Origin of the sequence: Kitasatospora sp. NPDC057595, from assembly GCF_042800875.1 — a bacterium.
GTDB lineage: Bacteria > Actinomycetota > Actinomycetes > Streptomycetales > Streptomycetaceae > Kitasatospora.
On record NZ_JBHVGL010000001.1, the window covers coordinates 44,467 to 67,643 of the forward strand.

Genomic DNA, 23,177 nt, shown 5'->3' on the forward strand with positions numbered 1-23,177 from the left:
CTCGCCCGGTGTCCCAGCCGTTCGAACTGCCGTCCTTCTACGTGCCGCACCCGGCGCGGCTCAACCCGCATCTCGACCACGCCCGGGCCCATTCCTCCGGATGGGCCCGGGAGATGGGCATGCTGGAAGGGTCAGGGGTCTGGACGCAAGCGGATCTGGACGCCCACGACTACGGACTGCTCTGCGCCTACACCCACCCCGACGCGTCCGCCGAGGCGCTGGCGCTGGTCACCGACTGGTACGTCTGGGTGTTCTTCTTCGACGACCACTTCCTGGAGGTCTTCAAGCGGACCAACGACCGGGTGGGCGGCAAGGCGTACCTGGACCGGCTGCCGCTGTTCATGCCGGCCGACCCGGCCGCGGCCGTGCCCGAGCCGACCAACCCGGTCGAGGCCGGGCTCGCCGACCTGTGGCGGCGGACCGTGCCGGCGATGGGCGAGGACTGGCGGGTGCGGTTCGCGGAGAGCACCCGGAACCTGCTCAACGAGTCGCTCTGGGAGCTCGCCAACATCAACGCGGGCCGGGTCTCCAACCCCGTCGAGTACATCGAGATGCGCCGCAAGGTGGGCGGCGCGCCCTGGTCGGCCGGGCTGATCGAGTACGCGGCCGGGGCGGAGGTGCCGGCGGCGGTGTCCGGCTCGCGGCCGCTGCGGGTGCTGATGGACGCCTTCTCGGACGGCGTCCACCTGCGCAACGACCTGTTCTCGTACCAGCGCGAGGTGGAGGACGAGGGCGAGCTCAGCAATGGCGTCCTGGTACTGGAGAAGTTCCTGGAGTGCACGACGCAGGAGGCGGCCGAGGCCGTCAACGACCTGCTCACCTCGCGCCTCCAGCAGTTCGAGAACACCGTCGTCACCGAGCTGCCGCAGCTGTTCGGTGACACCGGGCTGGACCCGGAGGGCTGCGCCGCGGTGCTGGCCTATGTGAAGGGGCTGCAGGACTGGCAGGCCGGCGGGCACGAGTGGCACCTGCGGTCCAGCCGGTACATGAACGACGGCGGGGCGGCGGCGGACGCGTCGGGCACGGCGGGGGCGGGCGAGGCCGCGTGGTGGGACCCGTTCGCGATCGGCGGGGTCGGCACCTCGGCGCTGGACGTGCTGAAGTCGAACGGCGCCCTGGACGATCTGGCCGACGAGCTGGGCTCGTTGAGCCGGTCCGGGCCGGTGACCAAGGCCTGGGCGCCGACCGTCGGGGAGTCGCCGGTGGCCGCGCTGCTGGGGGCTCTCGGGATCGGGGCTCCCGGGGCCCTCGGGCGGGGGGCGACGGGTTCGGGCGCGTCGCTGGAGTCGCCCGGGACCGGTCCGGTCGGGGGTTCGCGCGGGGACGTCGCCCCCGGGGTGCGGCGGGCGCGGTCGCACGCGCACGTGCCGTTCCAGGCCGTCGGGCCGTCGCAACTGCCGGAGTTCCGGCTGCCGTTCAAGGTCGAGCTGAGCCCCTACCTGGAGTCCTCGCGACTGCACACCCTCGACTGGGCGGGCCGGACGGGCCTGCTGGAGATCCGGCCGGGCGACCCGACCGCGGGCGTGTGGACCGCCGAGAGCATGGCCGACTACGACCTGGCGCTCTGCGCGGCCGGCATCCACCCGGACGCCAGCGCCGACCAACTCGACCTCACCACCGACTGGTTGGCCTGGGGCACCTACGCGGACGACTACTTCCCGGTGGCGTTCGGCCGGACCGGCGACCTGGCCGGGGCCAAGGCCGCGCACGAGCGGTTCCAGCTGCTCATGCCGGTCGACGGCGAGCCGGGAGCGGAGCCGCTCACCGCGCTGGAGCGCGGGCTGGCGGACCTCTGGGAGCGGACCGCCGGGCCGATGACCGCCGAGGCGCGCGGAAAGCTGCGCGAGGCCGTCGTCACGATGACGCTGAGCTGGATCTGGGAGCTCAACAACCAGGTGCAGAACCGGATCCCGGACCCGGTCGACTACCTGGAGATGCGCCGGGCCACCTTCGGCTCCGAGCTCACGATGAGCCTCGCCCGGCTGGCGCACGGGGCCGTCGTACCGGCCGGGGTCTACGTCAGCGGCCCGATGCGCTCGCTGGAGAACGCGGCCGCCGACTACGCCTGCATGATGAACGACCTGTTCTCGTACCAGAAGGAGATCGAGTTCGAGGGCGAGGTGCACAACGCCGTCCTGGTGGTGCAGAACTTCTTCAACTGCGACTACCCGGCGGCGGTGCGGATCGTCGACGACCTCATGCACGCGCGGCTCGACCAGTTCCGGCACGTGGCGGCCGATGAATTCCCGGTGCTGTTCGAGGACTTCGGGCTGGACGGGCCGGCGCGGGCGGTGATCGCGGGGTACGTCAGGGAACTGGAGAACTGGCTCGCCGGGATCCTGGGCTGGCACGAGGGCTGCCGGCGGTACCGCGAGGAGGACCTGCTGCGGCACTTCGGACGGGAGGCGGCCGGGGCGCCGGGCACCGTCGCGGAGGAGGCCGTCGAGCCGGGTGGCGGGGTGCTGGGCGCGCTGCTGGTGCGGCCGACCGGGCTGGGGACGTCGGCGGCCACGCCGGCGGGCGCGATCGGCCGGGTGCCGGTCGGGTAGCGGGCCGTTCGGGTGGCCGGTCGGCCGGCCGGAGGGTGTGCGGCGGTCCGTCGGGGGTTCCGGCCCCGACGGGCCGCCGTCGTGCCGCGCTGCGCGCGCGGACGGGTGGCGGACTGGCTAGGGTGGCGAAACGGGGCATATCGTCACATACGAGAGGGCTTCGTCATGGCTGTGCTACCCGAGGGAACGCCCTGCTGGGCCGACGCGATGTTCGCCGACCTGGAGGGCGCCAAGGCGTTCTACGGCGATGTGCTCGGCTGGACCTTCGGCGAGTCCTCCTCCGAGTACGGCAACTACACCCAGGCCTACTCCGACGGCAAGGCGGTCGCCGCGATCGTCCCGCCGATGCCGAACCAGGAGGGCGAGGCGGTCTCCGCCTGGTGCCTCTACCTCGCCTCGCCCGACGCCGCCGGTACCGCCGAGAGGATCCGCGGCAACGGCGGCGAGGTGCTGATGGGCCCGATGGCGGTCGGCGAGTTCGGCTCGATGGTGATCGCCAAGGACCCGGCGGGCGTCGTCTTCGGCGTCTGGCAGGCGGGCACCCACGAGGGCTTCGAGAAGCAGGGCGCGCCGGGTGCGTACACCTGGGCCGAGGTGATCACCCGCGACGGGGCCGCCGCAGACGGCTTCTTCCCCGCCGTCTTCCCGTACGCCGTGAAGCGGATGGACTCCGGGCAGGTCGACTACAAGATCTTCCACGTCCGGGAGCAGCCGGTGCTCGGCCGGATGCAGGCGGGCCCGGAGGACCTGCCGCCCGAGGCGCCGAACTACGTCAGCGTGTACTTCGCGGTGGACGACTGCGACGCGACGATCGCCAGGATCACCGAGCGGGGCGGGAAGCTGTACTTCGGCCCGATGGACAGCCCGTTCGGCCGGTTCGCGGCCGTCGGTGACCAGCAGGGGGCGGCGTTCGGCGTGATCGACCTCGGGAAGACGTCCGGCGACGTGCCGGGCCTGGTGGCGGAGTGACCTCCGGCGGCGCCGTGCCGCGGGGCGAGCGGGCCGACCTGCTGCAGACGCTGGACAAGCACCGGGGCTTCCTGCGGCACACCGTCCGCGACCTCACCGACGAGCAGGCTGCCCGCTGCACCACGGTCAGCGAGCTGTGCCTGGGCGGGCTGATCAAGCACGTCAGCGGGACGGAGGCGCGCTGGATGCGGTTCGTGGTGGGCGGCGCGGAGGCGATGAGGGCCGAACCGGGCAGACAGGCGGACTGGCAGGCGCAGTTCCGGATGGCCGAGGGCGAGACCCTGGCCGGGCTGCTCGCCGGCTACGAGCGGGTGGCCGCCGAGACGGACGCGCTGGTGGTGAGCGTGCCGGACCTCGACCGGGTGCACGCGCTGCCGCAGGCGCCGTGGTTCGAGCCCGGCGCCGTCTGGTCGGTGCGGCGGGTGCTGCTGCACGTCATCGCCGAGACGGCGCAGCACGCCGGGCACGCCGACATCATCCGGGAGGCGCTGGACGGGGCGAAGACGATGGGCTGAGCGGGGGGATTCCCCGGGGCCGGCCGCTCAGAGCGTGACGCCGAGGAGGTCGCGCAGGGCGCGGTCGCCGTCCGGGGTCACCCGCAGGGCGCGGCCGGAGCCGATCCGCTCGACCCAGGCCCGGTCCAGCGCCGTCCGGCAGAGCACCGCGCCGAACGCGCCGCCCAGGTGGCTGCGCCGCTCCGTCCAGTCCAGGCAGGCGCGGACCACCGGTCGGCCGCCGGAGCGTCCGGCCCGGGGCGGCAGTTCCACGCCCAGGTCGGCCAGCCAGGACCGGCCGCGGTCGGTGAGGGCCGGGCCGTCCTCGTCCGCCACCAGGCCGCGGGCGAGGACGGCGTCGCGGACGGCCACGCCCAGGCGGCCGGCCAGGTGGTCGTAGCAGGTGCGGGCGCGGGCCTCGGCGCTGGTCCGGGTGGCCTCGCGCAGGGAACCGGGGGCGGGGGAGGAGGCCCGGTCCGGCGGCCCGGCCGGGAGCGGGAAGGACGCCAGGTCCTCGATCAGGGTGGCGGCCTCCGGGCCGGCCAGCCGGACGTACCGGTGCCGGCCCTGGCGGTCCTCGGCCAGCAGGCCGCCGGCGATCAGCCGGGACAGGTGCTCGCTCGCGGTGGACGGCGCCACCCCGGCGTGCCGGGCCAGCTCACCGGCGGTCCAGGCGCGGCCGTCGAGCAGGGCCATGCAGAACGCGGCGCGGGTCGGATCGGCGAGCAGACCGGCGAGGTGGGCGAGGGACATGGGTCCATGGTGCCGCGGACACGGTTCGGCGGGGGCCGAAACGTTTCGGACCTAGCGTGGCGGACATGGCCGATCCCACCACCTCCGCCGCCGTTGCCGTGCTCTCCTTCACCCGGTACGAGGACGTGACCGCCGCGCTCGCCGATCCGGCGCTGGTGCCGCCGCCCGCCGAGTCCGGGCCGGTCGGCGGCATGGCCTGGCTGCGCGCCACGGTGGCCCGGTTCAGCGCGGGCGAGCGGCACGCCGTCCGGCGGGCGTTCGTCGAGGGGGACCTCGCCGGGCTCGACCCGGACGCGCTGCGCCTGGCGGCGGCGGCCGGGTTCGAGGCGGACGTCCGGGTGCGGGCGGTCCGGGTCCTCGCGCAGGCGCTCGGGCTGGCGGAGCCGGAGGAGGTGGCGCGGGCCGTCGGGGTGGTCGCGCGGTCGTACTTCGTGGAGCGGCCCGAGGACCCGGAGGCCGACGCGGCGGTGGCCTGGCTGCTGCCCCGGATGCTCCCGGGGAGCGAACACGTGGGGGACGCCGGGGACGCCGGGGACGCCGAGGGCGTGGAACGGGCGGCCAACCGGATCGGACTGCTCGTCCAGGCCTGCGACGCCACCGCCACCCTGGTGGAGCACGCGCGGGCGGCCGGGGCCGGGGACGCGGATCCGCTCGGCGCCGCGCTGCGGCACGACCCGCCCGTGCGGACGATGCGCCGCCGCGCCGCACGGCCGACCGAGGTGGGCGGGGTGCCCGTGCCGGCCGGGGCGGACGTGCTGCTCGACGTCGCCGCCGCCCAGGCCGACCGCCCCGACCTGCCGCCGCTGACCTTCGGCGCCCCGCCGAGGCTCTGCCCCGGCCGGACGCACGCGCTCGCCGTCGCGTCGGGCATCCTGCACGGCGCCTCGGCCGTCCCGCCGGTCGAGGGCGGGGCGTCCGGGGGCGAGGCTTCGGCGCCCGAGGCGTCCGCGGCCGAGCCCGGTCCGGCCACCGACGACCGCGACCCCGTGGGGCTCGTGCCCGCCATGGTCGAGCACGTCCTCGCCCTCGCCGCGACGTGGACCGGGTGGGACGGCCGCCCGGTCACCGCCGACGGCCGGACGTACACCCCGCACAAGGCGATCCGCCGGGTCACCGACCATCTCCTCGACCACTTGGCGGAGCTGGAGGCCCGGCTGGCCGGTGAACCGACCCAGCCCGACCACTGGCACGCCTCCGCCGTCACCACCCCCGCCGACCTCGCGCCGTTCACCCCGGCCGACCTGGACGAGGCCCGCAGCCGGCTCACCCGGCTCGCCCGGATCTGGTCCGCCCGCCTCGCCGCGCTCGACCCCGACCAGCTCGACCGCTCGCCCGGAACCGGCTGGTCGTTCCGCCGGATCGCCTTCCACGTCGCCGAGTCCGCGTACTACGCGAACGCCGTCGGCGACCTCCGCCCGCACGAGAGGACCACGCCCCGATGAGCCGCGCCCCGCTGAACCACGCCCTGCTGGACACCCCGTTCGCCGCCCTGCACCGCCGCCCCGGCGAGCCGCTGCTGCTCCCCAACGCGTGGGACCACGCCTCCGCCGCCGTTCTCGCCGAGCAGGGCTTCGCCGCCGTCGGCACCACCAGCCTCGGCGTCGCGGCGGCGGCCGGGTTGCCCGACGGTGCCGCGGCCACCCGCGACGAGACGCTCCGGCTGGCCCGCCGGCTCGGCCGTTCCGGGCGCTACCTGCTCTCCGTGGACGTGGAGAACGGATTCAGCGACGACCCGTCCGAAGTCGCCGCGTACGCCGTCGAGTTGGTGTCGGCCGGGGTCGTCGGCATCAACCTGGAGGACGGCCGCCCGGACGGCACGCTCACCCCGACCGCCGTGCACGCCGCCAAGATCGCCGCGATCAAGGCCGCCGCCCCGGCCCTGTTCGTCAACGCCCGCACCGACTCCTACTGGCTGGCCCTGCCCGGCCCCGCCGAGGAGACCGACCGCCGTCTCGACGCCTACCAACTGGCGGGCGCAGATGGCCTGTTCGTCCCCGGCCTGACCGATCCGGCGGCCATCGAGCGGCTCTGCGCCGGCCTCGCCCGGCCGCTGAACATCCTCTGGACCCCGGCCGGCCCGAGCCTCCCCGAACTCGCTGCCCTCGGCGTCGCCCGGGTCAGCCTGGGCTCGTACCTCTACCGCACCGGCCTCGCCGCCGCCGTCTCCACGGCCCTCGCCATCCGCTCCGGCGCCCCGGCGGCGTCGGCCTCCGGCGACACCCCCGGCTACGCCGCCGTCCAGGCCCTGTACGCCGACGGGCGGTAGTCGGGGGCGGTGGTCGGCCGTCGGTCGGCCGACGTCAGTCGTTGGTCAGGTACCGGCGGCCCGGTATCTGCTCGAAGATCAGGTTGGTCCGGGTCTGCGCCACCGCGGGGTGGGTGGTGAGGTGGTCCACGACGAAGTCGCGCAGCTCCTCCGGGCCGGCCACGCCGACGTGCAGCAGGTAGTCGTCGGACCCGGCCATGTGGAACACCGCCAGCACGCCCGGCAGGTCGGGGGCGGTGCTCCGGAAGCTCTCGTTCTGTTCGCGGGTGTGCGCCCGGAGCCGGACCGAGATCATCGCCTGCAGCGGCAGACCGATCGCCGCGGGGTCGATCTCGGTGCGGAAGGCGCGGATGATGCCGCGCTCGCGCAGCGCGCGCACCCGCGCCAGACAGGTCGAGGGCGCGATGCCCACGGCCTCGGCGAGCGCGTTGTTGGGCGTGCGGGCGTTCTCGGCGAGGACGCGCAGGATCGCGCGGTCGGTGTCGTCGACGGGCGCCCGGTGGGCCTGCGGAAAATTCGGCACGCCGGTCAGAGTCCCCGACCGGGTCGCAGATCCGCAAGGCGGGAGTGCCGGTTTCCGAATCTTCTGCGGAAGGCTTTCGCTCGAATGGCGGAAAGTTCCATCCTGTCGGGCGAGCGGCCCTGGGCCGACCCCGTCCCCAGCGAACCCGGAGCGCCGCACCCATGAGCCCGACCACCGCCGTCACCCCCGCCGCCCCGGTGCACATCGACGCGGAGCCGGAGAGCGGGGACTTCGCGATACCCGTCGAAGGCCTCACCGACGGTGAGCGGCTGCGCGCCCTCGACCGGATGGACGGCTACCTGACGCGCAAGCGCCGGCACCTGGTCGGCTACCAGGCCACCCAGGAACTCGCGGGCAGCGCCCTCGACCTCGCCCGCTTCATGCTGAGCAACATCAACAACCTCGGCGACCCGTTCCAGAGCGGCGGCTACAAGCCGAACACCAAGATCGTCGAGCGCGCGGTGCTCGACTACTACGCGCGCCTCTGGCACGCCGGGCGCCCGTACGACCCGGCCGACCCCGAGTCGTACTGGGGCTACATGCTCTCCATGGGCTCCACCGAGGGCAACATGTACGCCCTCTGGAACGCCCGCGACTACCTGACCCGCCCCGGCGCGCCCCGCCCGGTCGCGTTCTACTCGGAGGACACCCACTACTCCTTCGCCAAGGCCGTCCGGGTGCTGGGCGTCGACACCTTCCACGCGGTGGGTACGGCGGACTACCCGGGCGAGTGCCCGCTCGGCGGCGACTGGCCCGCCGAGGTGCCCTCGCTGTCCGGACCGTCCGGCCACTCCTGGGACGGCCCCGGCGCCGTCGACGTGGACGCGCTGGCGGTCCTGGTGGAGTTCTTCGCGGCCAAGGGCCACCCGATCTTCGTCAACTTCAACCTGGGGAGCACGTTCAAGGGCGCCCACGACGACGTCCGGGGCGCGTGCGAACGGCTGCTGCCGGTCTTCGAGCGCCACGGCCTGCTGCCCGCCGGCGGCGGTGACGAGCGCCGGGGCTTCTGGATCCACGTCGACGGCGCGCTCGGCGCCGGATACGCCCCCTTCCTGCGGATGGCGGCCGAGGACCCGGGGGCGTACGGCTGGGCGCCCGAACCCGCCGCCGGAGCACCCGAGTTCGACTTCGGCCTCACGCTGCCGAACCGGGCGGGCGAGGACGTCGACCTCGTCGCGTCGATCGCGATGAGCGGCCACAAGTGGGCCGGCGTGCCGTGGCCGTGCGGCGTCTTCATGACGAAGGCCAAGTACCAGCTCGAACCGCCGACCCAGCCCGAGTACATCGGCGCGCCGGACAGCACCTTCGCCGGTTCCCGCAACGGCTTCTCCCCGCTGGTGCTCTGGGACCACCTCTCCCGGCACTCCTACCGCGACCAGGTCGAGCGGATCCGCCGCTCCCAGGAGCTGGCCGGCCACCTGGAGCGCCGGCTCCACGAGCTGGAGGCGGAGACCGGCGTCGAGCTCTGGCCGGCCCGCACCCCCGGCGCGATCACCGTACGGTTCCGCAAGCCCAGCGCCGACCTGGTCGCCAAGTGGTCGCTGTCCTGCGAGAACGTCCTGACCACCCCCGGCGACCCGACGACCCTGCGCGGCTACGTGCACGTCTTCCTGATGCCCTCGGTGGACCGCGCCAAGCTGGACGCCCTGCTGTCCGACCTCGCCCGCGACCCGGTCATCCTCGCCACGCGGGCCTGACCGGCGCTCCACCCTCCTGTCCGCCGTCAGCCGGGCGGGCCGGGGAGTCCATGAGGCGGGACTCCCAGGCCCAGGCGGCGATCTCGACGCGGTTGCGGAGGCCGAGCTTGCTCTGGACGGTCGCCAGGTGGCTCTTGACGGTGCTGAGGGTGATGAACAGGGCGGCGGCGATCTCCTGGTTGGTGCGGCCGCGGGCGATGGCGCGGATGACCTCGGTCTCGCGCGGGGAGAGCGGCTGGGCGGGGCGGGCGACCGGCGCCGGGCGGGTCGGGGCGAGGTCGCGCAGCAGGCGCAGGGTGATGGCGGGGGAGAGCAGGGCCTCGCCGGCGTGGGCGGCGCGGACGGCCTCGACGAGCAGCGCGGGGGCGGCGCCCTTCAGGACGAAGCCGACCGCGCCGGCGCGCAGCGCGCCGTGGACGTACTCGTCCAGGTCGAAGGTGGTGACGACGACCACCCGCAGCGGGTCGGCGACGCCGGGCCCGGAGAGGGCGCGGGTGACGTCGATGCCGTCGAGGCCGGGCATCCGGATGTCGACCAGGCAGACGTCGGGCCTTAGCCGGCGGGCGAGTTCGACGGCGGTGGCGCCGTCGGCGGCCTCGCCGACCACGGTGATGTCGTCCTGGTCCTCCAGGATGAGCCGCAGGCCGCCGCGGATCATCGCCTGGTCGTCGGCGAGCAGGACGCGGATGCTCAACGGGTCCTCTTCCCGGGGAGCGGCAGGGCGGCGCGGACCGACCAGCCGGTGTCCGGGCGCGGTCCGGCGGAGAGCCGGCCGCCGAGCGCCTCGACGCGTTCGCGCATGCCGATGAGGCCGTAGCCGCCGGGCTGCTTGTGCGGCCGGGTGCGGACGGGCGCGGCGTCGTCGGTGACCGTGACGGTGAGGGTGTCCGCTCCGTGGTCGATGTCGACGGTGGCGGCGCGCGCGTGTGCGGCGTGGCGAGCGATGTTGGTGAGGGACTCCTGGACGATCCGGTGGACGGTGGTGGCCACCTCGGGCGGCCAGGGGGTCGGATCGGTGGGCAGCCGCAGGTCCACCGCGGGGCCGTGGCCGTCGAACCGCTCGACGAGACCGGCCAGTTGCTCCGGACCGGGCACGGCGGGGGCGGTGCTGGCGACGTCCTCGGTGTCGCGCAGCAGGCCGACCACCCGACGCATCGAGGCGAGCGCCTCGCCGCCGGCGTCCTCGATCCCGGCGAGGGTGGCGTCCAGACTTCCGGGCTGCCGCCGGGCCACGATCCTGGCGGCCTGGGCCTGGACGACGACGCCGGTGATGTGATGGGCGACCACGTCGTGCAACTCCCTTGCCAGGGACAGGCGTTCCTCCCGGCGGACGGCCTCGACGGCGGCCCGTCGGCGGTGGTCGAGCAGGCGCAGGCCGAGCCCGGCAGCGAGCGCGAGGATCCAGACCTCGATCCCGACCCGGAACGGCGTGCCCGGCCCCTCGACGGTCAGCAGTCCGGCCGCCATCAGGGCCAGCCCGGCCACCGCGACCGCGGCCGCCTGCCCCCGGGCGAGCGTCCGCACGGCCGCGCCGCCGAGGACGAGCAGCCCCAGGACGGCGGCGGCCCCCGGCTCGCCGGGCAGGTGGGCGAGCCGGGCGGTCACCGCCGCGGCGCCCGCGAGCGCCAGCCCGAGGGCGGCGGCCCAGCCCGGGTGGCGCCCGCGGCCGAGCGCGACCAGGCAGACGGCGGTGCCCGTCGCCGTGTCGAAGGCCCAGACCCGGCCCTGGGCGGCGTACTGGACGGCCATGACGACCAGGGTCAGGGCGAACAGCACCGCCAGTGCCGCGTCGACCCGTGCCGCCGAACGCTTCGCTGTACTCACCCGGCTCACGCTAGGCGATCCGGGGCCGGCGTCGAACCGGCCGAAAGTACGACCCGGCGGGCGCGGACCGTCCCTTCGGCCGCTGCGGCGGGCGGCGGCGGTTGCCCAGGCTGGGCGCATGGTTGATCTCAGTTCCGCACCCACCCTGCTCGCCGACCTGCTGGCGGTCCGACCCGAGAAAACCGAGCGCAGTCCGCTGCTCTACGCCTGGTGGGCGCTCAATCTGGCCGTCCTGGCCGCGGCCGGCCACGGCCTGTTCCGCCTCGTCCGGTCGTGGCGCGGCAAGCGCGCGCGGCGCGGCTGACCGGGGGAGCACCATGAAACCGGTACTGGAAACCGTGCGGCTGGGCAAGCGGTACGGCCGCCACCACGCGCTCGTCGACGTCGACCTGAACGTCCCGTCCGGCCGGGTGACCGGACTCGTCGGCCCGAACGGCGCCGGCAAGTCGACCCTGCTGCAGCTGGCCTGTGGACTGACCGCTCCCAGCTCGGGCACGATCCGGGTGCTGGGCGCTCCGCCCGCCGCCGGGCCCGCCCACCTGGCCAGGGTCGGCTTCGTCGCGCAGGACGCCCCGGTCTACGCCGACCTCTCCGTCGCCGACCACCTGCGCCTCGGTGCCCGGCTCAACCCCGGCTGGGACGAGGCGCTCGCCCGCCGCCGGCTCGCCCGGTCCGACCTCGACCCCCGGCACAGGGCCGGCCGGCTCTCCGGCGGCCAGCGGGCGCAGCTCGCGCTGACCGTCGCCGCCGCCAAGCGGCCCGAGCTGCTGATCTTCGACGAGCCCGCGGCGGCCCTGGACCCGCTGGCCCGGCACGCCTTCCTGGACCACCTGCTGGAGTCGGTGGGCGAACTGGGCGCGGCCGCGGTGCTCTCCTCGCACGCGCTGCCGGACGTGGCGCGGGTGTGCGACCACCTGATCGTGCTGGCCGACGGGCGGGTCCAACTGGCCGGTGACGTGGCGGACCTGCTGGCGGGTCACGTCCTGGTCACCGGCCGGCGCCGGGACCTCGCGGCGCTGCCCGCCGGGGCGGAGGTGATCACGCCCGTCGAACCCGCCCGGGACGATACCCCCGGCGCGCCTGTCGCCGCCCCGGTCACCGCGGTGGTGCGGGCCGACCGCTCGCTGCTGGCCGGCGGCCCCTGGGCGGTGCGGGACGTCGGACTCGAAGAGCTCGTCCTCGCCCACCTCGGCCGGGCCGCCGGCGCCACCACCCCGACCTCCGTGGAGGACCACCGATGATCTGGCTGACCTGGCGCCAGTTCCGCGCCCAGGCGCTCGTGGGGCTGGCCGCCCTGCTGCTCCTGGCCGGGTACCTCGTCGTGCTCGGCACGCAGATCCACGACGCCCACGCCGACACCCTCGCGCACTGCGCGGGCGGCCGCGCCGACTGCGCCGGACCGCTCGGTGCCTTCGCCGACCGCTACCGCCTGCGGGCCGATCTGCTCGGCTACCTGCTGCTCGCCGTCCCCGGCGCGATCGGCGTGTTCTGGGGCGCCCCGCTGGTCGCCCGGGAGCTGGAGGCCGGCACGCACCGGCTGGTGTGGAACCAGAGCGTCACCCGCGGCCGGTGGCTGGCGGTCAAGCTCGGCCTGGTCGGCCTGGCGGGCGTGGCCGCCGTCGGCCTGTACAGCCTGCTGCTGACCTGGGCGACCGGCCCGGTGACCGCCGTCCTCGGCAACCGCTTCGAACCGGAGCTCTTCGCCTCGCGCGGTCTCGCCCCGCTGGGCTACGCGGCCTTCGCCGTCGTGCTCGGCGCGACCCTGGGCCTGTTCCTGCGCCGCGCGGTCCCCGCCATGGCGGCCACGCTGGTGGTGTTCGCCGCGCTGCAGATCGCCGTGCCCGCGCTGGTCCGCCCGTCCTACCAGGAGCCGGTGCGCACCTCGGTGCCGCTCACCGCCGAGCTGATCGGCCGGCTGACGAAGATCGGCACCTACGGGGACATCGGCGGTCTGCGGGTCCCCGGCGGGCCGTGGGTCGTCGAGACCAGCCCGATGCTCGACGCCGCCGGGCGGGAGGTCGGCCACTCGGCCTGGTTCCAGGACTGCATGGACCGCAGCTCGCTCGCCGAACTGCCCGGCTGCCTGGCCGGGGGCGGCGTCCATGTCGAGATCGCCGAGCAGCCGGCCGACCGCTACTGGGCCTTCCAGCTCCGGGAGACCGCGCTCTTCGCCGTGCTGGCGGCGCTGACGGCCGGCCTCGCGTTCCACCGGGTCCGGCGGCATCCCGCCTGACGGGGGCGGTGGGGACGGGGTGTGAGTGGCGGGCCGAAATTCGCTGGCACGGGCGTCGGCGGGGTTGTTACGCTCGCCGCTCCGTTCCGTCTGCCACGGGCCGCCGTGCCCTTCGAGAGGGTGTCTTGATGTTCCGGACCGCGCCGAGTGCGCCTCGCCACACTGCCTGACGGATCGTCGTCGAGGCCGCTCGGCCTGCTCTTGCTGTCATCGTTGACCTCCAGCAAGGAGCACCCCGGGTGTCCAGCACCACCAACACCACCGGTAACGCCGGCAATACCGGCAGCGCCGGCAATGCCCTGAAGACCGCCACCTTCGGCTGCGCCTGGTGCGGTCTGACCGTGTCCACGTTCGCCGCCGACGGCGCGCGGCGCAACCACTGCCCGTCCTGCCTGCACTCGCAGCACGTCCTCGACCACGTCGAGGGCGGCCCGAGCGCCTGCCACGGGCGGATGTCGCCGATCGCCATCGCCGTGCTGCGCACCGGCGACTGGATGCTCGTCCACCGCTGCGTTCGCTGCGACGAGTTGACGTCCAACCCGGTCTGCCGGGACGACAACCAGCTCATCCTGATGCGCATCGCCGTCCGGCCGCTGGCCCAGCCGCCGTTCCCGCTCGAAGCCTTCGGCTCCCTCTGAACCGCCCGCGCGAGAAGGAGGACCGACCGTGCCACGACAGAGGAACACCAACGGCCACCGCCGCCGGCAGCGCCCCAAGGACGTCCTGCACGCCCGGGGCGGGCACCGGGCGAACGACTTCCGGTGCGTCGGCTGCCGGCTGGACGTCCCGCTGGACGCCCCCGGCACCGCGCACCGCAACCACTGCCCGAACTGCCTGGCCAGCCTGCACGTCGACCGCCGGATCCCCGGCGACCGCGCCGCCGACTGCCGCGGGCGGATGGAGGCACTGGGTCTGGCCGTCCGCGCGGACGGCGAGTGGATGATCGTCCACCAGTGCCTGTCCTGCGGGGAGTTGAGCACCAACCGGACGGCCGGTGACGACAACCCGCTGCCGCTGCTGCGGCTCGCGCTGCAACCGCTGCGGGACGCGGGCTTCGCCCGTCGCACGCTGCTCAGCCTGTGACCCCGCCGGCCTGGTCACCGCCCCCCGCACGGGCGGTGACCAGGCCGGACTCGTAGGCCGCGATGACCGCCTGCGCGCGGTCGCGCACGTCGAGCTTGCCGAACAGGTTGGTGATGTGGTTCTTCACGGTGGAGTGGCTGATGTCCATCGAGCGGGCGATCCCGGCGTTGTCGAGTCCGGTGGCCATCAGCCGCCACACCTCCACCTCGCGGGGCGTGAGCTCCCCCGTCGTGACGGCGGGCGGTGGCGGGGCGCCGAGCGGCGCGCGGACGTAGGCGGAGATCAGCCGGGTGAGCAGGCGCGGGGCGACCACCGCCTCCCCGGTGTGGACGGTGCGGATCGCCGCGCCGAGGTCCTCCGGCGAGACGTCCTTGGGCAGGAACCCGTGCGCGCCGGCGCGCAGCGCGGCCACCACGTACTCGTCCATGTCGAAGGTGCTGAGCGCCAGGACCCGGCAGGACGGCAGGGTGCGGGCCAGCTCCTCGGTCGCGGCGACCCCGTCCAGGACGGGCATCCGGATGTCCATCACCACGACGTCGGGGCGCAGCCGGTGGGCGAGCGCGACGGCCTGCTGCCCGTCCTCGGCCTCGCCGACCACCTCGAAGGCGGGGTCCGGGGAGAGGATCAGCGACAGACCGCGCCGGACCAGCGGCTGGTCGTCCACGATGAGGACCCGGATCCCGGGCGTCGTCGCCGTCACTGGTGGACCGCCTCTCCGTGCTGGACGGCCGCCTCGGCCGTCTCGGCCGTCCCGGCCGGGTCTCCGTGCTGGACGGCCGCCTCGGCCGTCTCCTCCGCCGCCAGCGGCAGCTCGGCCAGCACCGTGAAGCCGCCCTCCGGCCGGGGCCCGGTCACCAGGGTGCCGCCGTGCAGGGCGACCCGCTCGCGCATGCCGATCAGGCCGTAGCCGCCCCGGCCCGCCCCGGGCTCGGCGTCCCGGGGCGGTGCGCCCCCGCCGTCGTCGCTCACCTCGACGGTGATCCCGTCCGCGCGGTACGCCAGCAGGACGGAGGCGCGGGCCGGTCCCGCGTACTTGCGGGCGTTGGTGAGGCCCTCCTGGACGATCCGGAACACCGTCAGCCCGAGCGTCGGCGGCAGCGGTCGCGGGGAGCCGTGTACCCGGAGGTCGGTCGGCAGTCCGGCCCGGCGGGACTCCTCCACCAGCCGGCCGAGGTCGTCCGCCCCGGGCTGGGGCGAGGCGGGGACGGCGTCCGGGCCGTCGTCGGCCCGCAGGACGTTCAGCAGCTGGCGCATCTCGCGCAGCGCCAGCCGCCCGGAGGACTCCAGGGTGACCAGGGCCTCCCGGACCACCTCCGGGTTCGCGAGGTTGGCGCGGGCGCCGCCGGCCATCAGCTGCATGGTCGTGATGTGGTGGGCCACGATGTCGTGCAACTCCCGGGCGATGCGGCGGCGTTCCTCGGCCACCGCGCGGTCGGCCAGCAGCCGGCGGTTGGCCTCCACCTCGCGCTGCCAGCGGGCGACCGCGAGGCCGGCGCCGGCCACGATGGCGGAGGACGCGGCGGCGGCGGTGCCCGCCTCCAAGGAGGGCACGCGGAACGCGCTCTGGCCCAGCATCGTCATCAGCGCCGTCGCCGCGGCGGCGCCGGTGACGACCGGCCAGGCGCGGTGCCGGGCGACCGAGTACAGGGCGACCGTCACGACGGTGCCGAAGTGGGTGCCCATCGGGGTCGTCAGGTCGACGGCGGCCTGGAGCGGCAGGACGACGGCGAGCGCCTGGACGGGGTGGCGGCGCCGGGCGAGCAGGGGCAGGCCCGCCAGCGCGAGGAGGACGAAGTCCGGCACGTCGACGCTCCGGGTGCCCGCCACCTCGCTGAGGAGCAGGTGGGCGAGCATGTCCAGGGTGCCGGTGACGACGGCCACCAGGGCGTCGGCCTGGGTCCACGGGAGGCCGCCCGTGCGGTTCGTGCGGCTCCGCGGCTTCTCCGGGTCCTGCGGCACCTCGTCCACGTCTGCCGCCCCGGGGCGCTGACGCCCGTCCATCCTCGTCCTCCCGGCCGACCAGCGCTGATGCCCCCATTCTGGCACCCGCCCACCCTGCCCCGGATGGTCCCTCCGGCCGAACTCGGGCGGCCCGGGACCAGGAGCACGGTCCCGGTTCCGGGCCGCCGGGGGGACCGGGGGCCCCGGCGCGGATCGTCCGCTGCCCGGACGCCCGGCACCCCCTCCACCTGATGGTCTGGAAACCGGCCGGGAACCCCCGGCCGACTTGGCCGACGCTCGCGTCCATCAGCCGGAGGGCACCGTGATCCGCGCACTGACCGGATTCTCCACCAGAAACGCGTGGAAGGTCATCGTCCTCTGGGCGGTCCTGGGGCTCGGGCTGACCGCGCTAGGGCCGATGCTGCTCGGCCGGGTCACCGACTCGCAGACCGCCGACTTCCTGCCGAAGAGCTACGACTCGGCCGCCGCCCTGCGGATCGCCGAGGAGCAGTTCGGCGTGAAGCCCGACGCCACCACGGTCACGGTGCTGGTCGCCCGGAGCGACGGCAAGGCGCTCACCGACGGCGACCGGCAGCGGATCGAGACCGAGGCGGCGGAGCTCGGCCGGCGCCGGGTCGTCATGCCCAGGGCGGAGGACGAGCCGTCGTTCCTGCTGCCCGACCGCTCCCAGACCCCCCGGATCGCCCCCGCGATGACGGCGCCCGACCGGAGCTTCGAACTGCTCTCCGTCGAACTGACCGGCAGCACCGTGGACGAGGGCGTCCAGAAGGTCTACCGGGTCTTCCGGGACTCCGCCCGCGCGCAGTTCGCCGACGCCGGGATGCGCACCGGGTTCACCGGCGGCCTCGCCGAGGCCACCGACAGCGCGGACGACAACCGGACCGCCGCGCTCATCGGCAGCAGCCTGATCATGGTGCTGATCGTCCTGCTCAACGTGCTGGTGTTCCGCAGCGTGCTCGCGGCCGTGCTGCCGCTGCTCGTGGTCGCGCTGATCGGTGGTGTGGCCGGAGGCGCGGTGGCCGGCGCCGCGGCGCTCACCGGCCTGCGGCTGGACGCCTCCACTCCGAGCCTGATCTCCGTCGTCCTGCTCGGCATCGGCGTCGACTACCTGCTGTTCCTGCTCTTCCGGTTCCGCGAGCACCTGCGCGCCCGGCCCGACCAGCCCGCCCGCGAGGCCGCCGCCGAGGTGTCCGCCCGGGTGGGCACCGCGATCACCTCCGCCGCACTGACCATCGTGGCCGCCTTCGCCACCCTGGGCGTGGCGAGCTTCGGGCAGTTCCGCTCGCTCGGCCCGGCGATCGCCGTCGCCGTCCTGGTCATGCTGCTGGGCAGCCTCACCCTGATGCCGGCCCTGCTCGCCGCCTGCGGCCGCGGGATGTTCTGGCCCTCCCGCAGCCTGGACCGGGAACCGCGCGGGGGCGTGGCCGCCCGCTACGGCGCCTTCGTCGCCCGGCGCCCGGTGGTCCTGCTGCTCGGCTCCGTCGCGCTGCTCGGCGCCCTCGCCGCGGGGATGACCGGGATCCGGATGGACTACGGCCAGGGCGGTGGCTCGAAGACCGCGGCCGCGGCCACCGCCGCGGAGATCTCCCGAGCCCTGCCGGCGGGCGTGTCCGACCCGACCACCGTCTACGTCACCGCGAATGACGGCGGCACCCTCGACCCCGCCCGGCTCGACGGACTCTCCCGCGCCCTGGCGAAGGCCGACGGTGTCGGCCAGGTGGGCGGCACCGTCCTGAACGCGGACCGCCGCGCCGCCCGGATCGACCTCTTCCTCACCGCCGACCCGCAGAGCGCGCGGGCCCGTGACCTGGTGTCCGGCCCGGTCCGCGCCGCCGTCGCCGCCCACACCCCCGCCGGCACGAGCGCCCACGTCGGCGGCACGGCGGCGATCTTCGCCGACGTCTCCGTCGCCGTCGACCACGACCTGAGGGTCGTCTTCCCGGTCGCCGCCGCCCTGATCGCCCTGATCCTGCTGCTCCTGCTGCGCAGCGTGCTCGCCCCGGTGGTGCTGATGCTCGCCGTCGGGCTCGGCTTCTCCGCCACCCTGGGCGCCGCCACCCTGCTGTTCCAGCACGTGCTGGACGAGCCCGGCGTCAGCTTCACCCTCCCGCTGGTGCTGTTCCTGTTCGTCGTCGCCCTGGGCACCGACTACAACATCCTCATCACCGACCGGATCCGTGAGGAGATGCACCGCCCCGGCCCGGCCCGCGCCGCCGTGGCCCGCGCCGTGCGCCACACCACGCCCGCCGTCGCCACCGCCGGCCTGGTCCTGGCCGGCTCCTTCGCCACCCTCGCCACCACCCCCGGCAGCGCCCAGATCGCCTTCGCGCTGACGCTCGGCATCCTCCTCTCCGCCGTCGTCCTCTCCCTCGCGCTGGTCCCCGCCCTGGCCGCCCTCCTCGGCCGCGCCCTCTGGTGGCCCCTGCGCCCCACCCCGGCCCCGGCCCCGGCCCCCAACCCGACCCAGCCCCCGACCCACGTCCTCACCCCCTGACCGGGCGCCCGCCTGCCCCGGGCGCCCACGGAGGCCCGGCCCCCCACCCCGAGGGCGCCGGGCCTCCGGCCTGCGCGGGAGGGCTCAGCGTTCCCCGTGGAGCGCGCTGCTCAGGCTGTGCGCGTTCACGAGGTAGAGGCTGTCGATGATGTCGAGGCACCGGGCCCGCGTTTCCTGGTCCCCCTGGCGGTACAGGCGCAGCACCGTCTCGATCAAGTCGCCCTGGACGACCGTGTTTCCGCGCGGCCGGGTCCCGTGGTTCGGCGTCGAGACCATCGCCAGGGCCCGACACGCTTCAAGCGTTCGGGAGGGCAGGCGCAGGGTGGACCGGGACAGCGAAGCGGCCAGCGGCTCGGGGTGCTCGAAGAAGGCAGGACTGGAGAGAAAGGAACTGATGAGACCGTCCGCGACCTCCTGCCGCAACGAGGCCACGGCGCGCATGGATTGGGCCGCGGCCTGACGCACCTGCGCGTCGTCGTCGTGGAACATGCCGGGGAGCAGCGGCGCGCCGCGCGAGGGATCGTCGGCGACCGCCCGCGCCGCACCCCGGCGTGCCGCCGGAAGCAGGGACCTCGGGCCGGCGGGCAAGCCGGGGAGCAGCCGCTCCCGTACGGCGAGCGCCGTCCAACTCGCTCCGGCCTGCGGTGCCGCGAGGTCGGGCCCTTCGAGTGCTCGGACCAACTGCGGTGCGAAGCGCCCGGTGTCCTGGAGGAGGGCCCAGGTCAGCAGTTCATTGGGTGCGTGGGCGACGTGGATCTCCACAGGGGCGTCGGCGAAGAGGGCTTCGGCGAGATCGAGGGCCGGGCCCGGGGCGTGGCGCACGAGCGCGAGCACGGGGTCGGCGGCGCACACCCGGACAGCCGCGCTGGTGTCCCGCACGAGTCGTTCCAGCAGTGGCAGCAGCGCCCGCACCGGCGCGTCCGTCGTCCTGAGCAGCCCCCCGATGGCCAGGGCGGCCGCTCCTCGGGTGGAGTTCGTTCCCGTGATCCGGAGACTCGCACCGTAGTCCTCCTCCCGGTGCGACCCGGTCCGGACCGGGTCGGCCGGTGGGTCGGGATCGTCCACACAACCGCTCAGGAGGCCGATCGTGGTCGGATGGTCGGCCACGTCCACCGCCCTGTCGAGGATCGCGTGGCAGACGGTCCGTCCCACGTGTTCGCCGGCCACGAGCCGGGCGTGCTCGCAGAGCCGTAGGAGGAGGTCGGCTCCGACGCCCGGGGTGACGCCCTCGATCAGGGCGGTGAACGCGGGGAGGGGGATGCCCTCGTCGAACCTGCACCCCAGCCGGGCGAACCGGTGCGGCCAGTGGCCGGCCGTGGTCCCGAGCAGCGACGCCAGCTCGGTGGCCCCGCCCCTCGGGCGCTCGCCGCTCCATTCGACGCCCTCCTGGGTGTACTTGCGCAACGCGCGCAGCCACTGGGAATCCGTCATGCGATCGCCGGCCGACGAGGCGATCGGGGGTTCGACCCAGTGGGCTTCCACCGGACGGGTGTCGCGCAGGGAATCCCGTCCGAACTTGCGTTCCAGCTCGCCGAGACGTCTCCTCGCCTCAGGGGTCAAACGTCCCTCGTCGACGGCTTCGAGCAGCTCGTACTGGGCGCGCCCGAAGAGGTCCCGGTGCTCGGGGGTGCGTTCGTGGTCCGGGTAATGACGGAGAAGGGTCCGGAGCAGCCGGAGCAGGGTCTCCTCCCCGCAGTTCCGCGTTGCTGCGGAGATGAGTTCGCGCGAGGCCTGGTAAGGGCTGTCGAGCCAACCGAGACCGAGGCGTCCGGGAGCCGCGGTGAGCCACCTCAGCGCCTCGTCCGGCCGGTTCCACGTGGCGTAGGTCCGGCAGGCGAGGAAGTTCGGCGCCCATCCCTCACCCGCCGCCAGGATTCCCATGGCCTCCACGACGGCGGAGGGCTCCCGCTCGGCCAGGGTCCGCAGGGCGTTGTGCGCCGCCGCGTACAGGGCGTCGCTGATGCCGGGTTCGAACGAGGAGGGCGGATGCGTCCACCGGGACTGCGGGACGTCCGCCTCCGGGTCGGCGGCGTGGTTCGACTCCACCACGGCGATCACGAACGGCAGCACGTGGTCGAGTGCGCCCCTGGGTGCCGTCGCGGCCGTCTCGACGACGAGGGATCCCAACCGGGATCCGCCGGGTGTGGGCAGGTGCCCGGAGTCGAACGGGTCGCTGTAGCCGGCGGCGGCGGTCCGACGGAGCGCCCGGGTGAGGAAGAACCCCAGCACACGGATCGCGGATTCCGCGTCCTGCTGGGCGAGTTGTTCGAAAAGGCCCCAGAACGCCGCGCCGGTGCCGATCCGCCAGTCGGTGCTGTCGTCGAAGTCGCCGCGGTCGATGAGCCGGCGGACCAGGGCGACGGAGGACGGTGTGGGCCACCTGCCGACCCACTCGCGGATCCGCCGCCGCCACGCTTCGTCGGCGTCCACGTACGGCTCGACGAGTTCCAGCACCCGCTCGGGGCGCTGTTCCGTGCACCACTCCAGTTGCCGGAAGACCAGCGGGACCGTTCCCGGGTCGGCGAGCCACCGTTCCCACCGGCCCGTGTCGGCCGCGTCGAACCACGCGGGCCGGGCCAGCAGCCCTCGTAGCCGCTCCGCGGTGACCCCCTCTCCCCACGCGAGCGGGTCCAGGACGGCCCAGTCCTCGCTCGTGGCGTCGAGTTCCTCCAGTACGGCGAGGGCGATGAAGTGCAGGTGCGGCCGGACCCGTCCGGAGGTCAGCAGGCGGACCACCGTGCGCCGGAACTCCGCACGGTCCGTACTGCGCAGGTGCTCCAGCACCTGCCGGGTCTGGGCCCGACGGAACAGGGCCTGGCCGCTCGCCGCCAGGAAGTCATGGAGGTCGTGGCCGGCGCCGACGAACGCGCGGGCGAAGAGGTAGTCGAAGTACGTCTCGTGGAAGAACCCGGTGCGCTCGCCGTCCGCCTTGAACAGGACTCCGGCCGAGACGAGCACGGCCAGATCGGCTCTGGCGAAGCGGTCCAGCAGGGCGTCGGGGACGGTGAGGGTCTCGCGCCGGCTCATCTCGTCGACCAGCCGGCCGGTGATCTCCGGCCAGGCACCGGCGGGCAGCGAACGCTCGATCGTGCGGCGGGTCTCCTCCGTGTACCGGGCGTAGAGCTCCTGGAGGCTCCGGTACGGCGCCGTCCGCGCGGTCGGCGAGAGCCTGCCGAAGACCGCGAGGTGCAGCGGGGTGCGGAGGAGTTCCAGCGTGTCCGCGCCGAGTGCCCGCGCCGAGGTGCCGTCCGCTTCGAGAACGGAACGCACGGCCTCGTCGTCGAGGGGGCCGAGGGCGAAGCGTTCCGTCCTCCCCTCCTGCCTGACCAGGCTCGTCAGCCGAGGGTCCTTCTCGACGTCGACGGTCCTGGCCACCAGGACGATCCGGACGTGCGGTGAGTCGGCCAGCGCGTCGAGCATCTCGTCCACGGCCTCGAAGGCGTCGGGCATGCGACCGCTGTAGCTGCTCGCGGCGTCGAGCTGGTCCACGACGAGCAGCGCCGGGGTGTCACTCGCCATCCGGGCGAGCAGTGCGGCAGGTGAGGCGGGCAGAGCCAGTCGACGTCCCACGGCCTCGGCGGTCCGGTCGTCCGCGTCCATCTCGTCCATCCGGAAGGGCAGTACGGGCCACCCCCGGTCCTCCGCCAGGGCGACGACCTCGCCCACCACGGTGGACTTCCCCATGCCGGCGGAGCCCTCGCACACGATGGTCGTCGGCGCGTCCTCCGCGACCAGCCGGGCGAACAGCTGCTGCGCGTAGGGGCTGGTGGCCAGCCCGAAGGTCGGGCGCAGCCGGTCCGCGCGCAGGAGGAACCGTCGCTTGACCGCGTGGACGGCGCGCAGATCGGTGTCCGCGGTGTCCGGCTGGGGCGCGCCGGAAGTGACGACGACGAGGTTCGCGTGGTTCTCGATGACGCAGCCGGCGCCGGGTGGGCCGGCGAGCCGACCCGAGTCGGCGGGCGGCCCGCTGCTTCGCCCCGCGCCGTGCTCGCGCACCAGCCGCTGCAGACGCGATGCCGCCGCCTCACGCTCCCCGGGATCGAGCCGCCCCAGCAGGTCGATGAAGCGGTCCTGCCAGGCCACGGCGCGACAGTGGCAGACGGCCCGGGCCTCCGCCTCGTCGGCCGTCCGCAGCTCGGCCGCGGTTGCTGTCAGACGGTCCCGCTCCGAGTGTTCGTCCGCTCCGCCCACCCGGGCGAGCCAGGCTGCCATTCGGGGCAGGAACGACGGCCAGTGGGCGGTTCCCGCCGAATCCACGACGGCGATACCGGCGTCCGTCGCGACGAAGAACAAGGATTCCGGCAACACGCATTCCCCCTGGTCGGTCGCC

The 23,177-nt window shown here is 74.7% G+C and carries 19 protein-coding genes; 12 read left to right on the forward strand and 7 right to left on the reverse strand.

Annotated features, from left to right (window positions below; translation table 11 throughout):
• The first annotated feature begins 8 nt into the window (after positions 1–8).
• From ACFU9E_RS00240 to ACFU9E_RS00250, 3 genes are all read left to right on the forward strand, one after another.
• Positions 9–2,549, forward strand: coding sequence for a germacradienol/geosmin synthase (locus ACFU9E_RS00240; RefSeq protein WP_380681813.1), 2,541 nt, complete (start codon positions 9–11; stop codon positions 2,547–2,549).
• Between the two features lie 165 nt (positions 2,550–2,714).
• The gene (locus ACFU9E_RS00245; protein ID WP_380681814.1) at positions 2,715–3,518 is read left to right on the forward strand and encodes a VOC family protein; all 804 of its coding nucleotides are present in this window, start codon (positions 2,715–2,717) and stop codon (positions 3,516–3,518) included.
• The gene (locus tag ACFU9E_RS00250) at positions 3,515–4,033 is read left to right on the forward strand and encodes a DinB family protein (protein ID WP_380681815.1); all 519 of its coding nucleotides are present in this window, start codon (positions 3,515–3,517) and stop codon (positions 4,031–4,033) included. Before ACFU9E_RS00245 ends, ACFU9E_RS00250 begins: the two co-directional genes overlap by 4 nt.
• A gap of 27 nt (positions 4,034–4,060) precedes the next feature.
• Here ACFU9E_RS00250 and ACFU9E_RS00255 read toward each other — a convergent pair whose 3' ends face one another.
• Positions 4,061–4,765, reverse strand: coding sequence for an ArsR/SmtB family transcription factor (locus ACFU9E_RS00255; protein WP_380681816.1), 705 nt, complete (start codon positions 4,763–4,765; stop codon positions 4,061–4,063).
• Positions 4,766–4,830: 65 nt separating this feature from the next.
• Here ACFU9E_RS00255 and ACFU9E_RS00260 point away from each other — a divergent pair, with 65 nt between their 5' ends.
• Positions 4,831–6,207, forward strand: a complete 1,377-nt coding sequence (locus ACFU9E_RS00260) for a hypothetical protein (protein WP_380681817.1) — start codon at positions 4,831–4,833, stop codon at positions 6,205–6,207.
• Positions 6,204–7,031: an isocitrate lyase/phosphoenolpyruvate mutase family protein gene (locus tag ACFU9E_RS00265; RefSeq protein ID WP_380681818.1), complete on the forward strand. Its 828-nt coding sequence runs from the start codon at positions 6,204–6,206 to the stop codon at positions 7,029–7,031. Before ACFU9E_RS00260 ends, ACFU9E_RS00265 begins: the two co-directional genes overlap by 4 nt.
• Positions 7,032–7,065: 34 nt before the next feature.
• Here the strand turns inward: ACFU9E_RS00265 and ACFU9E_RS00270 are convergent, their stop codons facing one another.
• A complete protein-coding gene (locus ACFU9E_RS00270; protein ID WP_380681819.1) occupies positions 7,066–7,554 on the reverse strand; it encodes an Lrp/AsnC family transcriptional regulator in 489 nt (162 codons plus the stop codon).
• A gap of 161 nt (positions 7,555–7,715) precedes the next feature.
• On the opposite strand from ACFU9E_RS00270, the gene ACFU9E_RS00275 reads away from it, so the two are divergent.
• Entirely contained in the window at positions 7,716–9,251 is a 1,536-nt protein-coding gene (locus tag ACFU9E_RS00275; protein ID WP_380681820.1) for a histidine decarboxylase, read from the forward strand.
• Here ACFU9E_RS00275 and ACFU9E_RS00280 read toward each other — a convergent pair.
• Positions 9,229–9,945 (reverse strand): response regulator, encoded by a 717-nt coding sequence (locus tag ACFU9E_RS00280; RefSeq protein ID WP_380681821.1) that lies wholly within the window; start codon positions 9,943–9,945, stop codon positions 9,229–9,231. The genes ACFU9E_RS00275 and ACFU9E_RS00280 overlap by 23 nt on opposite strands.
• Positions 9,942–11,075, reverse strand: a complete 1,134-nt coding sequence (locus tag ACFU9E_RS00285; protein WP_380681822.1) for a sensor histidine kinase — start codon at positions 11,073–11,075, stop codon at positions 9,942–9,944. The genes ACFU9E_RS00280 and ACFU9E_RS00285 overlap by 4 nt, the downstream gene beginning before the upstream one ends.
• A gap of 118 nt (positions 11,076–11,193) precedes the next feature.
• On the opposite strand from ACFU9E_RS00285, the gene ACFU9E_RS00290 reads away from it, so the two are divergent.
• From ACFU9E_RS00290 to ACFU9E_RS00310, 5 genes are all read left to right on the forward strand, one after another.
• Positions 11,194–11,379, forward strand: a complete 186-nt coding sequence (locus ACFU9E_RS00290) for a hypothetical protein (RefSeq protein WP_380681823.1) — start codon at positions 11,194–11,196, stop codon at positions 11,377–11,379.
• 13 nt (positions 11,380–11,392) lie between these two features.
• The gene (locus ACFU9E_RS00295) at positions 11,393–12,316 is read left to right on the forward strand and encodes an ABC transporter ATP-binding protein (RefSeq protein WP_380681824.1); all 924 of its coding nucleotides are present in this window, start codon (positions 11,393–11,395) and stop codon (positions 12,314–12,316) included.
• The gene (locus tag ACFU9E_RS00300) at positions 12,313–13,308 is read left to right on the forward strand and encodes an ABC transporter permease subunit (protein WP_380681825.1); all 996 of its coding nucleotides are present in this window, start codon (positions 12,313–12,315) and stop codon (positions 13,306–13,308) included. The genes ACFU9E_RS00295 and ACFU9E_RS00300 overlap by 4 nt, the downstream gene beginning before the upstream one ends.
• A 299-nt stretch (positions 13,309–13,607) precedes the next feature.
• On the forward strand, positions 13,608–13,946 hold the full coding sequence (locus ACFU9E_RS00305; protein WP_380681834.1) for an RNHCP domain-containing protein: 339 nt from the start codon (positions 13,608–13,610) through the stop codon (positions 13,944–13,946).
• 28 nt (positions 13,947–13,974) lie between these two features.
• On the forward strand, positions 13,975–14,391 hold the full coding sequence (locus tag ACFU9E_RS00310; protein WP_380681826.1) for an RNHCP domain-containing protein: 417 nt from the start codon (positions 13,975–13,977) through the stop codon (positions 14,389–14,391).
• On the opposite strand, the gene ACFU9E_RS00315 is transcribed toward ACFU9E_RS00310, so the two are convergent.
• Both ACFU9E_RS00315 and ACFU9E_RS00320 read right to left on the reverse strand, forming a co-directional pair.
• Positions 14,381–15,091: a response regulator gene (locus ACFU9E_RS00315; RefSeq protein ID WP_380681827.1), complete on the reverse strand. Its 711-nt coding sequence runs from the start codon at positions 15,089–15,091 to the stop codon at positions 14,381–14,383. The genes ACFU9E_RS00310 and ACFU9E_RS00315 overlap by 11 nt on opposite strands.
• Positions 15,088–16,392, reverse strand: a complete 1,305-nt coding sequence (locus tag ACFU9E_RS00320) for a sensor histidine kinase (RefSeq protein WP_380681828.1) — start codon at positions 16,390–16,392, stop codon at positions 15,088–15,090. Before ACFU9E_RS00320 ends, ACFU9E_RS00315 begins: the two co-directional genes overlap by 4 nt.
• A 262-nt stretch (positions 16,393–16,654) precedes the next feature.
• On the opposite strand from ACFU9E_RS00320, the gene ACFU9E_RS00325 reads away from it, so the two are divergent.
• Positions 16,655–18,847, forward strand: a complete 2,193-nt coding sequence (locus ACFU9E_RS00325) for an MMPL family transporter (RefSeq protein ID WP_380681829.1) — start codon at positions 16,655–16,657, stop codon at positions 18,845–18,847.
• An 84-nt stretch (positions 18,848–18,931) separates the two neighbouring features.
• On the opposite strand, the gene ACFU9E_RS00330 is transcribed toward ACFU9E_RS00325, so the two are convergent.
• Positions 18,932–23,059, reverse strand: coding sequence for a hypothetical protein (locus tag ACFU9E_RS00330; RefSeq protein ID WP_380681830.1), 4,128 nt, complete (start codon positions 23,057–23,059; stop codon positions 18,932–18,934).
• Between the last annotated feature and the right edge of the window lie 118 nt (positions 23,060–23,177).